A 12,833-nucleotide genomic window follows, 5' to 3' on the forward strand; every position below is an offset into this window, starting at 1 on the left:
AAAACCCCCCCCCCCCCCCCCCCCCCCCCCCCCCCCCCCCCCCGGCGGGGGGGGGGGGGGGGTGGGCCCGCCCCCCCCCCCCCGGGGGCCCCCCCCCCCCCCCCCGCGGAGCGGGTGGTGGTTTTCGTTGCGGCTTCGACCAGTTCTCGGGTTGCTCGGTGCTTCGGGTTGGTCAGGACCTCCGTTGTTGGGCCTTGTTCGACCGCTCGGCCTTCGTGCATGATCAGGACTCGGTTCGCCAGGCCCGTGACCACCGCCAGGTCGTGGGTGATCACGGCCAGGGCGCAGTCGGTGTCCTGGTGCAGCCGGTGCAGCACTTCAAGCAGATCGGCTTGGGTCAACGCGTCGAGGCCGGAGGTGATCTCGTCGCAGAGCAGCATATCCGGCTCGCTGAGCAGGGCGCGCACCAGGGCGGCTCGCTGGAGTTCACCGCCGGAGAGCGAACCGGGCAGTCGGCGCGCGTTGGATTCCGGGACGCCCAGCCGCGCCAGACCTTCGACCGCGCGGATGCGTGCGTCTGGACGGCTCGCACCGCGCAGTCGCTCGGCGGTTCTTGCGATCTGGTCGAGCACCGGGACGAACTCGCTGAAGGACGCTCGGGCGTCCTGGAACACGTACTGGACGCGAGCCAATTGATCGCGGGAGCGGCGGCGCAGGCGCGGCGGCAGCACTGCGCCCGCCAACCGGATTTCGCCTGCGCGGTGCGGATGCAGACCCGCGATGCACCGAGCCAGTGTGGTCTTGCCGCTACCGGAAAGGCCCACTATCGCCAACCTGTCGCCCGCATGGACCTGAACCGAAACGCCGTGCAGCGTGTCCATCCGGCCGTGACCTGCGGTTATGTCGCGCACCGCCACCAGCGCTCGCCCCGTGCCAACGGGCGCGCGCGAGGCGGTCAGTTCGGGCTGCGCGTCGATCAGGCGTTTCGTGTAGGTGTGCTGGGGCGAGCTGAGGACTTCCCGGCACGGGCCGGATTCCACGACACCGCCGCCGTTCATGACCAGCACCTGGTGCGCCAGCGCACGCACCAGGTCCAGGTCGTGGGTCAGCAGCAGGACCGCGATGCCTTGCGCCGCAACCGCTGTCAGCTCCTCGATGAGTTGACCTCGGGTCACCGCGTCCTGGCCGGTGGTTGGTTCGTCAGCGACCAGGACGCGCGGGTGGCCCACGAGTTCGTGGGCCAGCACGATGCGCTGTTGCTGCCCGCCGGAGAGCTGGTGCGGATAGCGGCGCAGCAGCTTCGCGCCATCCGGAAGTTGCGCTTGCCGCAGTGCTTCGAGCACTCGCGCCCGGATCAGCCGCCTGCGGTCCGCTCGGGTGTCGGCGTGGAGGCGGGCGATCTCGTGCAGCACCGGCCCGACGCGGCGGACCGGATTCAGCGCCGTGGACGGGTGTTGCGGGATGTAACCGACCAGACCGGGAGCGGGCGGGTGGTCGGAATCCACCGCGACATCGGCGACTTCGACGTGACCGGTGACGCGCGCACCAGTCGGCTTCTCGCCGAGCAGCGCCAACGCGGTCGTCGTCTTGCCGCTGCCCGACTCGCCGACGAGCGCGGTCACCTCACCGGCAGCCAGGGTGAACGACACCCCGGACACGATCTCGTGGTCGCCGACGGCGACGGTTAGGTTTCGGACGTGCACCACGGTCACCGGGCCTCCAGGGCGGTCGAACGTTCGCGCAGCCACCGGTCGAAGGCGAGGTTCACGCCCACCGACAGCGCCACGATCAGCAGCGCGGGCAGGACCACCGCCCAGGGCTGGATGAACAGGCCGGTGCGGTTGCGGTCCACCATCGCGGCCCAATCGCTGGCCTGCGGGGAGATGCCCACGCCCAGGAAACTAGCCGAGGCGACCAGGTAGATCGCCCCGGTGAACCGGGTGCCCAGGTCCGCGGCCAGGGTTCGCCGCATGGCGCGGGCCACGTAGCCCACCCCGATCCGCCAGCGGCTTTCGCCTTGCAATCGCATCGCCTCCACAGCGGGGCGGCTGGCCAGCGAGAGCGCGGACGCGCGGCTGACCCGGACCACGTCCGGCAGGTTGATCAGCGTGACTATCCCGATCAGCACCCACGTGGCGTCGGGCGCGATCGAGGCGAGCAGCAACAGCATCAACATCGATGGGATGGCCAGCACGAGATCCAGCGGTCGCATCAGCACTTCGTCGAGGACGCGGTTCTTCGTCATCCCCGCCACCAGGCCCAGCGGTACCGCCAGCAGGTAGGTGCAGGCCGTCGCCGTCCCGGCGGCGAGCACCAGGGACCGGCCGCCCAGCAGCACCTCGTTCCACACGTCGCGGCCGACGAAGTCGGTGCCGAACCAGTGCCCGCCGCCGACCGCGAAGGCCACGTCCTTGGTCGTGTCATCGGAGGCCAGCAACGGTCCCAGCGCAGCCAGCAGAACCGGCACGCCGACCAATCCGGCGGGCAGCGCGTACTTCCTCACCTGCCCACCTCCGATGCAGGGGCCAGTACGCGAGCCGCGATGTCCGCAGCGAGGTTGACCAGCACCGTGGTGGTCGCGAGCACCACCGCCAAGCCCTGGATCACCGGCAGGTCGCGCGCCGAGACCGCCTCGACGAGCGTGGTTCCCAGGCCGGGGATGACGAAGATCGCTTCGATCACGATCACTCCCCCGATCAACCAGTCCGTGGTGCGCGCCAACTGCTGGATCGCGGGAGCGATCGCGTTGGGCAGCGCGTGCGCGAAGCGGACGCGGGCCGGTGAGAGGCCCAGTCGGCGGACGTGGCGGACGTATTCGGCCCGTTGCGCGTCGATCATGCCTGCTCGCACGAGCCTGCTCAGCGAGCAGACCGGCCGCAGCAACAGCACGAACACCGGCAGGACGAGGACTGCGGGATTGCTGAGCAACGAGCTGGTTCCGACCGCGGTGGGTGGGAACCAGCCCAGCTGCACGGCGAACACGGTCACCACCAGGACCCCCATCGCGAACTCCGGAGCGGAGTACAGACCGAGCGCACTGCTGGTGATCAGCCGGTCCACCCGACTGCCCTCGCGATGCGCGGCGAACATGCCCAGCACCACCGACAACGGCACGAGCAGCGCGAGCGTCAGCGCTGCGAGCAACAGGGTTGGAGCCGCAGCCGAGGCGATGATGTCGGCGACCGCGCGTGGTCCTACCAGGGATTGCCCGAAATCTCCGCGCAGTGCACCGACCAGCCATTCGCCGAGGCGTTGCCAGGCGGGCTCGTTGAGTCCGAGCCGGTCCCGCAGCAGCGCGATGATCGCCGGGTCCGGGTTGTCGCCCGCGATCGTCACCGCCGCATCACCGGGCAACGCCTCGGTCAGGAAGAACACTGCCGTCATCACCACGAGGACCTGCGCGACACCCAGCAGCACCCGTCGGAAAACGTAGCGAATCACGCCAACCACACCTTGTCGAAGCGGGCCCAGTCAAGGGTGTTCGCCGGGGCCCGGTCGTCGACGCCGCCCACGTTGGGCGCCGAGGCCACGATCCAGTCCGACACGCCCCACCACAGGAATCCGCCCTCGCGGTGGAGCTGGTCCTGCATCTGGAAGTACAGCTGCTCCCGCCGGGATTCGTCCGTTGTGGACTGTGCTTCCTGGTAGAGCGCGTCGAAATCCGGGCGCTGCCACTTCGTGTTGTTCGTCGTCGAGGTCGTCAGCAGGCGCTGCGCGACGTGCGACTCCAGTGGCATCGCACCGGATCGGTAGCTGGCGATCACCCCGTTCTTGGCTATGTCGGACCAGTAGGTGTCCTTGTTGCCCAGCCGGACGTTCAGGTTCAGCCCCACCTGTCTCGCCTGATCGCTGATGGCCAGCGCCGCTTCCTTGAGCCCGGTGGACGTGTCGGAGGTGTCCAGGTCGATCGTGAGCCCGTTCGCACCGGCCTGCTCGACCAACGCCCGCGCCCGGTCGAGGTCCTGGGTGCGCTGCGGCAGTGCGTCGGCGTAATACCGGTAGCCCTTGCCGTAGAGGTCGTTGCCGAGCTGTCCGGCGCCTTGCAACACCGACCGGACCAACTCGTCGCGGTCGACCAGGTGGAACATCGCCTGGCGCAGCTCGGGTCGGTCGAACGGCGGCCGGTCGGTTTTCATCGCCAGCCCGTGGAAGTTGCTCAACGGCAGCCGGTGCACCCGCACCTGACCGCTGCGCTCGTGCGTGCGGGCGCTGGTCGGGGTCAGGTCGTGGGCGTACTCGATCTGCCCGCCCAGCAACGCGTTCACCCGCGCCGCCTCGTCGTTGGTGACGACGATCTCCAACTCGTCCAGCTGGGGCGCACCTTCCCAGTAGTCGGGGTTGCGCTGCGCCACGAAGTTGCGGCCTGGTGCGAAGGAGACGAACCGGAACGGACCGGAGCCCACCGGCCGGTCGAAGTCGGTCGTGCCCTCGGGGACGATGTAAGCACCCAAAGTGGCCAGTGCGTTGGGGAATTCCGCGTAGGGCTGCTTGAGGCGGAACTCGATGGTGCGGTCGTCGATCTCACGGCTGCCGGGCACGTCGATGACCGACAGGCTGGCCTTGGCGCGGCGACTGCTGCTCGGCTCCACGATCCGCGCGAAGCTGGCCAGCACATCGCGGGAACGCACTGGACGGCCGTCGTGGAAAACGGCCTGCCGCAACGTGATCCGCCAGGTCAGCAGGTCCTGGCTGGGCTCCCAACGCGCCGCGAGCCGGGGCTGCGGGGACATGTCCGACCCGTAGTCGGCGAGCTTGTCGAACAGCGCCTTGGCACGAGCGATCTCGATGTAGAGGTCGGTCTCGTGCGGGTCGAGCACCTCGGCCGCACCGCCGCCGGAGAACGCCGCCCGGAGTCGACCGCCGGGGCGCGGCGGTCCGGCTGCGGAGTCGAGCGGCCCACCAGCGCATCCGGATAACGCCGCGACTGCTGCGGTCAGGCCCAGGAAGCCGCGCCGGTTCAGCCCATGAGCAAGCCTGGATTCGTGTTGCATTTTGGAGATCTCTCCGTTCCCGTTGGCACGGCCGAATTTCGTGACATCTCAATAAGGTTCGGTCCACGGCGCGCGTCACCCGTTGCGGCGCAGGACCAGGTGCAGCCGGTCGCCGCTGAGCCGGGTGGACAGCGCCGCATCCCGGTGCCACGGGGTTTCGGCGCGTGGCCCCGGCTCGTCGAACATGGCGACGACCTCGAACCCGTGACGGTCGGCGAAATGGCGCAGTTCCTGGGGGAACAGCAACCGCCAGGCGGAGTGCTGGGGCAGCGGTTCGTCGCGTCCGGGCCAGTCCCAGCGGCGTTCGCGGCGCAGCAGTTGGTTCGCGTGGTCGATCCACAGCCTCGTGCGCGACCGGTACTCCACCCCGTCCCACACCACCGCCTGATCTTGGACTCCGTCGAGCAGTTCGGTGTTGCCCAGGAAGAACGCCCCGTTGCGCATCTCGGCGATCAGCAGTCCGCCCGTCCGCAGGTGGTCGTGGCAGCGTTGCAGGAACGCGTCGAGTTCGTCGTTGGTGTGGCAGTACAGGAACGCGCTGTCCAGGCAGGTGACGACGTCGAAGGCGCCGGGTAGCCGGAAGGAGCGCATGTCGGCGACCACGAAGTTCGCCGCCGGACAGCGTTCTTCGGCGTACGCCACCATCTGCGGCGAGCAGTCCAGGCCCGTCACCCGATAGCCGCGCCCGGCCCAGTAGCGCGCATCGCGCCCGGTGCCGCAGCCCACGTCGAGCAGCTCGCGCCCGGCGCCGAAGCGGTTCACGAGATCGTCGACGAAACGGGCCGCGACGTGCTCGGGATCCGGGAACCGCTGTTCGTAGATGGCCGGGTTGTCGGTCAAGAAGTTCGCACTGATGATGTTGGGGCGCAAAGGGATTCTCCCGTTTTCTCTGCTCCGATGCCACCGCGCCTGTCCAGCGCGAACACTGCCAGCGCCGAGCACCCTCCGATGAGTACGCACAGCGCCGAGGGCAGCCACGGCCACTGGTCACCTGCCAGGTCGGTCAGCCAGCCGATCAGCGCGTTGCCCGCTGCCGCCGTCACGCCGGAGACCACGTAGAAGACGCCGAAGTAGGTGCCGGACAACTCCCGCCGCCCGAACGACGGGATCAGCTCGTAGACGAACGGCTGCGCGAGCATCACGCCCAACGCCAGCACGAATGCCGTGATCAGCACGGGCGCGAGCCGCCCGGTGGCCGCCCAGACATCCGGTGCGGGCGTTGGTGGGACCGCGGTCGCGGCCAGCGCGGTGGCGAGGAATCCTCCGCCCATCAGTGCTAGTCCGGTGGCGATGGATCTGCCGCGGCTCCAGCGGTGCTGGACCAGTTCGGTGATCCGGACCTGCAACGCCAGGCTCGCCACCGTGGCGACCAGGAAGATCACCGCCACCGCGCCGGACGACCCGGTGAGGCGGACCGCCTGCATCGGCAGCACCAGGTAGAACTGGTTCTGCAAGGCGAACAGGCCGGTCAGCGCGCCGGTGAAGGCCAGGAATCGGCGATCGGTCACCACCGCCCGCCAGTCGGTGAGCACCGAGGTGGTCGGGCGGTCGACCCGGCGGACCGGCAGCACGACGACCTGCGCGACGGTCAGCAGCGCGAAGATCACCGCGGCCACCAGGGCGGAGAGCTGGAAGCCGACCGCGATCAGCGCGCTGCCCAGCAACGGCCCCAACAGCGCACCGATGTTGGCGAAGACGTTGAACAGCGCGAATGCCTCGGCTCGCCGATCGCCTGCCTCCTGCGCGAGATAGGCGCGCACCGCCGGGTTGAACAGCGCCCCGGCCAGCCCGCTGAGCACCGATGCCAGCAGCAGCACGGACACCGAGGTGCCGAAGGCGAACAGGCCGAAACCCAGCGCGCGCAACGCGCATCCGGCCACGATGACACCCCGCGCGCCGAGCCGGTCCGACGCCGATCCGCCGAGCAGGAACAGGCCCTGCTGGCTGAGGTTGCGCACGCCGAGGATCACCCCGACCAACGCCGTTGATACCCCGAGGTCCTGGCCCAGGTACCCGGCCAGGTACGGGATCAGCAGGTAGAAGCCGGTGTTCACGCCGAGTTGGTTGACCAGCAGCACCTGCACTGCGAGCGGAAAACTCCGGATCAGCCGCCAGGTCCTCACGGCGACACCGCCGGTCGAACCCCCAGCCCGCGATCGCCGACGATGCGCAGCACACCGTCCGCACCGCCGATTCCGGTCCACGGGTCGTGCGCCAACAGCAGGTGGCCGTCCAGGTCCACCCAACGCGCGAAACCGGTGAGGTGCACGGCTGGGGCGATGCCCAGCGAACTCGCCACCAGGCAGCCCAGCATGATGTCCACACCGTTGTCCCGAGCGATGCCGATGATCTCCCGCGCAGCTCGGATTCCACCGCACTTCGGCAATTTCACGTTGACGCCGTGCACCCGTCCGCCGAGGACTCGGACGTCTTCCGCGGTAGCCGCATCCTCATCGGCGATGACCGGCACCGGTGACCGGGCGGCGACCTCGGCGAGCAGGTCAGGGGTGCCCGGTTTGATCGGCTGCTCCACCGCATCGACGTCGTAGTCCTGCACGGCGTGGAGCATCCGCACCGCCTGCTCCGGCTGCCACGCGCCGTTGGGGTCCAGCAGCAGCCGAGCGTGCGGCGCGGCCTCGCGAACGGCCGCCAGCCGAGCGAGTTCCTGCCGCTCCTCCCCCGCGCCGAGCTTGACCTTGAGCACGGTGAAGCCCCGTCCGGTGAGCTCCCGCGCGGTCCGCGCGGCGCGCTCGGTCGACGTGATGCCGATCGTGAAAGCCGTCGGAGTCGGTTGCCAGTGAGCAGCGCCCAACGACTCGAAAACCGGCACGCCGCGGAGTGTCGCGATGAGGTCGTGCAGGGCCGCATCCAGCGCCGCCGAGACTCCGGGTACCGCGCTCAGCAAGCCGATCCGGCCGGGATCGTTGGCTCCTGCGAGCGCTTCGCGCGCCGATAACAGCTCCGACTCGATGCGCTCGACCGTGAGCCCGTAGTAGCTGCTGGTGACGACCTCGCCTCGGCCGATCACCCCGTCGTGCTCGATCTCGACCGTGACCGCATCGCGTTCGGACATCACCGACCGGGAGATGCGCAACGGCTCCCGCAACGCGAGGCCGCCGACCCGCCAGCGCAGTCTCATGCCGGAATCTCCACCGCCAGCAGCGGATCCGAGACGATCCGGCACCGCGTCCACCCCGCCACCTCCACCGCCGGGTGGGCGATCTCGACGGGACGGGTCGCCGTCGGCTGGTCCAGCAGGCCGCGCGTCCGGCAGTAGTCGTCGTCGAAGATCGTGCCCAGGTAGCGGTGCGGTCCGTCGGGGAAAACCGTCACGACCGTCGCACCGGAATGGACGCGGGAAGCCCACGCCGACACCAACGCCACCGCCCCGGTGCTCCAGCCGCCGGTGATGAACGCCTGCCGGGCCAAGGTGCGGCACGCCTGGACCGCTTCGCGCGGTCCGATCCAGTGCACCTCGTCGAACTGTCCATACGCGACGTTGCGCGGGTGGATGCTGCTGCCCAGCCCGCGCATGATCCGCGGTCGGGCGGGTTGCCCGAAGATCGTCGAGCCGACGGTGTCCACCCCGATCAGCCGCACCTGCGGCCAGCGGCGCCGGATGGCGCGGATCGCGCCCGCGCTGTGCCCGCCGGAGCCGACGCTGCACACCAGCACGTCCACGTGATCGATCTGCCGGGTGATCTCCTCGCCCAACGACTCGTAGCCCGCCGGGTTGTCCGGGTTGTTGTACTGATCGGGCCAGAACGCCTCCGGCAAGTCGCGGCGGACCTGCTGCACGCGATCCAGCCGGGCCTGCTGCCACCCGCCGACCGGGTGCGGCTGGTCGACCACCTCGACGCGCGCTCCGTGCGCTTGCAGCAGCGCCCGCATGCCTGGTTCGAGTTCGCGGTCCACGACCAGGACCACCGGATGTCCCAGCGCCTGCCCCGCGAAGGCCAGGCCGACGCCGAGCGTTCCGCTGGTCGATTCGACCACTGCCGCGCCGGGCCGCAGTTCGCCTCGGCGGCGGGCGCCGGTGAGCATCGACACCGCCGCACGGGCCTTCATCCCGCCCGCGCTCAGGCATTCCAGCTTCGCCCAGAACCCCGGATGTGGTTGCGGCAGCGGTGCGCTCACCCGCGCCAGCGGCGTGTCGCGCAGCAGGTCGAGCAGGTCCCGATTCCCCCTCATCGGCGCACCTCCGGGCCGTAGCGGTAGATGGCGCTGGGTCCGCCGTCGAGCCAGAAGAACGGATAGGGCTCCGCTGAGATGGCCGTGACCCCGCTCCCGAGGAAGTGCGGCAGGATTCCGCTGGCGGACTGGGCGAACATGACCAGCGGCTTCCCGGTTTCCCTGGCGTGGTCGAGCAGCGGCTGGAACGTGCCGTTGCCGACGACCATGCCGGATGCCAGCACGGCATCGCAGTCCGCGAGTGCCGACGCGGCGTCGGTGGTAACCGGATCGCCCCACTCGGTCTCGCCGCCCTTGTAGTCGCACGCGACGTAGGTGTTCCCGCGCTCGCGCAGGTGGTGCAGCAGGGAGTTGACGACCCCGATGACCAGCACCCGCCGCCCAGCCGCCATGGGCAGCAAGTCGACCACGGATTTGGCGCGGTGCAATGACTTCTGCAGCGAGTTCCCACGACCGATGACCACTTCCTCGGCGTGCTGCCGATGCGGGCGCAACCACTGCAAGTAAGCGTCGAGCGCGGCAACCCGCACCGGTAGCAGCGGGCTGTGCAACAGCTCGCGGACCGGTGCCCCGACGCAGTCGAGGACGACGTCCTCGGGCAGCGCACCCGATTCCACCGCGCACGACCCCACTGCATCTTCGATGCGCAGGCTGAGCACGTGGTTGCGGTACGAGCGCGCCCGCTTGGCATGCCGCACGCCTTGCTGGGTGAGGAATGCGACGCTGATTTCGGCGTCGTGGTCGCCGAACCATCCGTCGAGGATCTGATCGGTGAGGTCCGCGACCGAGTGCGGCGTCACGCGTCGGCCTCCGCGGCGTAGCGCACGTCCAACCCGGCGACCAGCGATTCCGCTTTGCCGCGCGCCGCGGCCGGGCGGTCGCTGGTGACCATCACGTGCCCGAGGTAGTGGTTGTTGCTGGTTGCGGCACCGGCACGATGCCCGACGCCCTTGCACGCCCAATCCACCACCGCCGGATCGGCGGCGAGCGCATCGGTACCGCGGACCTCGCTGATCGTTCCCTCCCCCGGCGGGAGCAGGAACGAGATCGCCGCGCTGGCCGCACCGGTGTCGACCCAGTGCAGGTCTGGCTTCTCCCCCAGCGCCAGCTGCGCGTAGACCGCGGCGAGATCGATGCCCATCACGCGTCGGATGAGTTCGGTGATCTGATTGCCAGCCGGACGCGGGTTCACCTCGACGATGCGCGGCCCCTGCGGGGTGAGCTTGATCTCGGTGTGCCCGACGATGTTGTCCAACCCGAGCGCTTCGATGGCGGTGACGGCTGTCTCCGCTACGGCCTTCTCGGTGTCGGCATCCAGTGCTGCCGGGAACATGTGCCCGGTTTCGACGAACCACGGTTCCCCGGCGACGCTCTTGTCCGTCACACCCACAACCGTGGTGCGCCCTTGGAAAGTCACCGTCTCCACGCTCACCTCTGGCCCGGTGAGCAGTTCTTCCAGCAGCACCACGGGGTTGCGCTGCTGGCCACGTGCGTTCACCGGGAAGCCCTGCAGCGCGGCATGGGCTTCCCGCAACTCGGCCGGACCGTCCACTTTGCGCACGAACATGCCCGCGCACAGGTCAACCGGCTTGACGACCAGCGGATATCCGAGCGCTTCGGCAGCTTCCACCAGGCCGGAGGCGGTCTCGGAAATGGCGAAAGCGGGGCCGGGCACACCGGCATCGCGCAACGCCAGGCGGGTGCGGTCCTTGGCGCACGCGCGCTCAACGGCCTCCGGCGGCGCCCCTGGCAACCCCAGCCGCTCCGCGACTCGGGCGGCCGCCGCCAGGTAGTAGTCGCAGGAGGTCAGCACCGCGTCGAAGCCGAGAACCGGCTGGAGCCGCTCCAGGTGCGTCAACAGGCCCGGCACGTCGTTGGTCTCGGTGGTGAGCAGATTTTCCGCGCCCAGCAACGGATGCACGCCGACAACGGGTTTCGCCCGCAGGTAGTGCTGGAGATCGCGGGTGACGAAGCTGAACCGGTGCCCCCCTTCCCTGATGCCACGCGGCAACAACGTGCTCATCGCGCCGACCCAGCTCTCCACCAACAACAGGTGGCCCACACCAACTCCCTTCCGACGGTTGTGCCCGACAGACGGCGATGATAATCATTTTCAACAAACCTGGCAAATCGCCAGATCGCGTGACATCGGAAGTGACGGACCGTGATCAAATCTCTTCGACTGGGCCTCGCCCTCGCCCTCACCGCGCCACTCATCAGCGCCGCACCCGGCAGCGCGGCCGAGCCGCCGCGTTTCAGCCCCTGCCCGGCCGATCCCGCGGTGGAATGCGCGGAGATCGCCGTACCGCTCGACTACGCCGAGCCGACCGGCCGACAGCTGTCGATCGCGATCAGCCGCATCAAGGCGTCCGGAACCCCGCAGGAGTACCGAGGCGCGCTGCTGGTCAACCCAGGCGGCCCCGGTGGTGCTGGACTCGACTACGCCGCCAGCAAACGGGCCAAGATGCCCGAAGCAGTCCAGCGCGCCTACGACATCATCGGCTTCGACCCACGCGGCGTCGGGCAGAGCGACCCTGTCGACTGCGGACCGCTGGGCGGCCTGTTCCAGCACCCCGGTCCGGAGCCGGTGCCGACCACCGCCACCGAGGAACGCGCGTTCCTCGAACGGTTACGCACCATGGCCATCGACTGCCGTCAGCACGGCGGATCGTTGCTGCCACACATCAACACCGCGAACACCGCTCGGGACATGGACCGGATTCGGCAAGCACTGAACCAGCCGACCCTGAACTTCCTCGGCGTGTCCTACGGAAGTTACCTCGCAGCCGCTTACGCCGCCGAGTTCCCCTCGCGGGTTGGGCGGATGGTGCTCGACAACGTCGTCAGTCCGCAGCGTTGGCTCGATTTCGATGTGCGACAGGGGTTTGCCATGTCGTCGCAGCGAGATGTGCTGTTCGGCTGGATCGCGTCGCATCCGTCGTTCGGGCTCGGATCGACCCCGGACGCCGTTCGATCCGAGTACCTGCGAGCACGCTCCGCACTTGCCGCGCGTCCGGGGCGCGGAACGTTCGGCGCTGCGGAGTTCGACTACCTCGTCTACCGAACGCTGTCCCGCACCGAGCGATGGGAGCCCTTCGCCCGTGCGCTCAGCTCGTATGTCCACAATGGAGAGCACGAAGGATTGGGTGCGGAGCTGCCAGAGGCGGAGTCTGGCAACTACGGGGCCGCGCTGCGGACTGTGAAGTGCGCCGACAGCAGTCGACCGAGCACCGCGGAGGTGCTGGAAGCCGTGCGGTCGCTGCGAGGTGCCGATCCGCCGCCCATCTTGGCCGGGCTTGAGGCAACGGCCTGTCGGTACTAGCCGGAACCTCGTGAGACTGCGCGGTTCGGCCATCCCGACATGCCGCCGGTGCTGCTGGTTCAGGCCACGCACGACCCGACGACGCCGTACGCCGGGCTCGGGCGATGCAGGCAGCGCTGCCGGGATCGCGAATGGTCGTGCTGGATGACGGCTACTCCCACGGGGTCTTCGCCAGCCAGCGGAATTCTTGCGTCGACGATGCGGTCTCGGACTACCTCGGAACGGGCGTAGTTCCACGTCACGACGTGCACTGCGCGGGCACCGGCTTGCCAGATCTCGGGCAATGATCCTCAGGCGGTAGTGCGATCGAGGATGAGTTCGGCGTCCGGTCGTAGGAGACCTCGACGAGATGCCGTGCCTCGCGATCATCGGAGAGCAGTGCGTCGCCG

At 69.3% G+C, this 12,833-nt stretch carries 11 protein-coding genes and 1 pseudogene; 2 read left to right on the forward strand and 10 right to left on the reverse strand.

Annotation, left to right across the window (positions count from 1 at the left end; all coding sequences use genetic code 11):
* The 10 genes from MOQ72_RS33565 to MOQ72_RS33610 form a co-directional block, all read right to left on the reverse strand.
* On the reverse strand, positions 1–1,652 hold a 1,652-nt coding region (locus MOQ72_RS33565; RefSeq protein ID WP_242189789.1), incomplete at its 3' end, for an ABC transporter ATP-binding protein.
* Positions 1,649–2,443, reverse strand: coding sequence for an ABC transporter permease (locus MOQ72_RS33570; RefSeq protein WP_242189790.1), 795 nt, complete (start codon positions 2,441–2,443; stop codon positions 1,649–1,651). The genes MOQ72_RS33570 and MOQ72_RS33565, both read right to left, overlap by 4 nt.
* The gene (locus tag MOQ72_RS33575) at positions 2,440–3,381 is read right to left on the reverse strand and encodes an ABC transporter permease (protein WP_242189791.1); all 942 of its coding nucleotides are present in this window, start codon (positions 3,379–3,381) and stop codon (positions 2,440–2,442) included. The genes MOQ72_RS33570 and MOQ72_RS33575 overlap by 4 nt, the downstream gene beginning before the upstream one ends.
* On the reverse strand, positions 3,378–4,931 hold the full coding sequence (locus tag MOQ72_RS33580) for an ABC transporter substrate-binding protein (protein ID WP_242189792.1): 1,554 nt from the start codon (positions 4,929–4,931) through the stop codon (positions 3,378–3,380). Before MOQ72_RS33580 ends, MOQ72_RS33575 begins: the two co-directional genes overlap by 4 nt.
* Positions 4,932–5,006: 75 nt before the next feature.
* Complete coding sequence (locus MOQ72_RS33585; protein WP_242189793.1) at positions 5,007–5,801, reverse strand: class I SAM-dependent methyltransferase; 795 nt, start codon at positions 5,799–5,801, stop codon at positions 5,007–5,009.
* The gene (locus MOQ72_RS33590; RefSeq protein ID WP_242189794.1) at positions 5,768–7,054 is read right to left on the reverse strand and encodes an MFS transporter; all 1,287 of its coding nucleotides are present in this window, start codon (positions 7,052–7,054) and stop codon (positions 5,768–5,770) included. The genes MOQ72_RS33585 and MOQ72_RS33590 overlap by 34 nt, the downstream gene beginning before the upstream one ends.
* Positions 7,051–8,070: a dipeptide epimerase gene (locus MOQ72_RS33595; protein ID WP_242189795.1), complete on the reverse strand. Its 1,020-nt coding sequence runs from the start codon at positions 8,068–8,070 to the stop codon at positions 7,051–7,053. The genes MOQ72_RS33590 and MOQ72_RS33595 overlap by 4 nt, the downstream gene beginning before the upstream one ends.
* A complete protein-coding gene (locus MOQ72_RS33600; protein ID WP_242189796.1) occupies positions 8,067–9,122 on the reverse strand; it encodes a PLP-dependent cysteine synthase family protein in 1,056 nt (351 codons plus the stop codon). Before MOQ72_RS33600 ends, MOQ72_RS33595 begins: the two co-directional genes overlap by 4 nt.
* Positions 9,119–9,922, reverse strand: coding sequence for a Rossmann-like domain-containing protein (locus MOQ72_RS33605; RefSeq protein WP_242189797.1), 804 nt, complete (start codon positions 9,920–9,922; stop codon positions 9,119–9,121). The genes MOQ72_RS33600 and MOQ72_RS33605 overlap by 4 nt, the downstream gene beginning before the upstream one ends.
* Complete coding sequence (locus MOQ72_RS33610) at positions 9,919–11,184, reverse strand: ATP-grasp domain-containing protein (RefSeq protein ID WP_242189798.1); 1,266 nt, start codon at positions 11,182–11,184, stop codon at positions 9,919–9,921. The genes MOQ72_RS33605 and MOQ72_RS33610 overlap by 4 nt, the downstream gene beginning before the upstream one ends.
* A 102-nt stretch (positions 11,185–11,286) precedes the next feature.
* Between MOQ72_RS33610 and MOQ72_RS33615 the strand changes: the two genes are divergently transcribed.
* Positions 11,287–12,444 (forward strand): alpha/beta fold hydrolase, encoded by a 1,158-nt coding sequence (locus tag MOQ72_RS33615; protein WP_242189799.1) that lies wholly within the window; start codon positions 11,287–11,289, stop codon positions 12,442–12,444.
* Between the two features lie 39 nt (positions 12,445–12,483).
* Positions 12,484–12,731 (forward strand): annotated as a pseudogene (locus tag MOQ72_RS45385) (alpha/beta hydrolase).
* Positions 12,732–12,833 lie beyond the last annotated feature (102 nt).

The organism is Saccharopolyspora soli, from assembly GCF_022678645.1.
Lineage (GTDB): Bacteria > Actinomycetota > Actinomycetes > Mycobacteriales > Pseudonocardiaceae > Saccharopolyspora > Saccharopolyspora soli.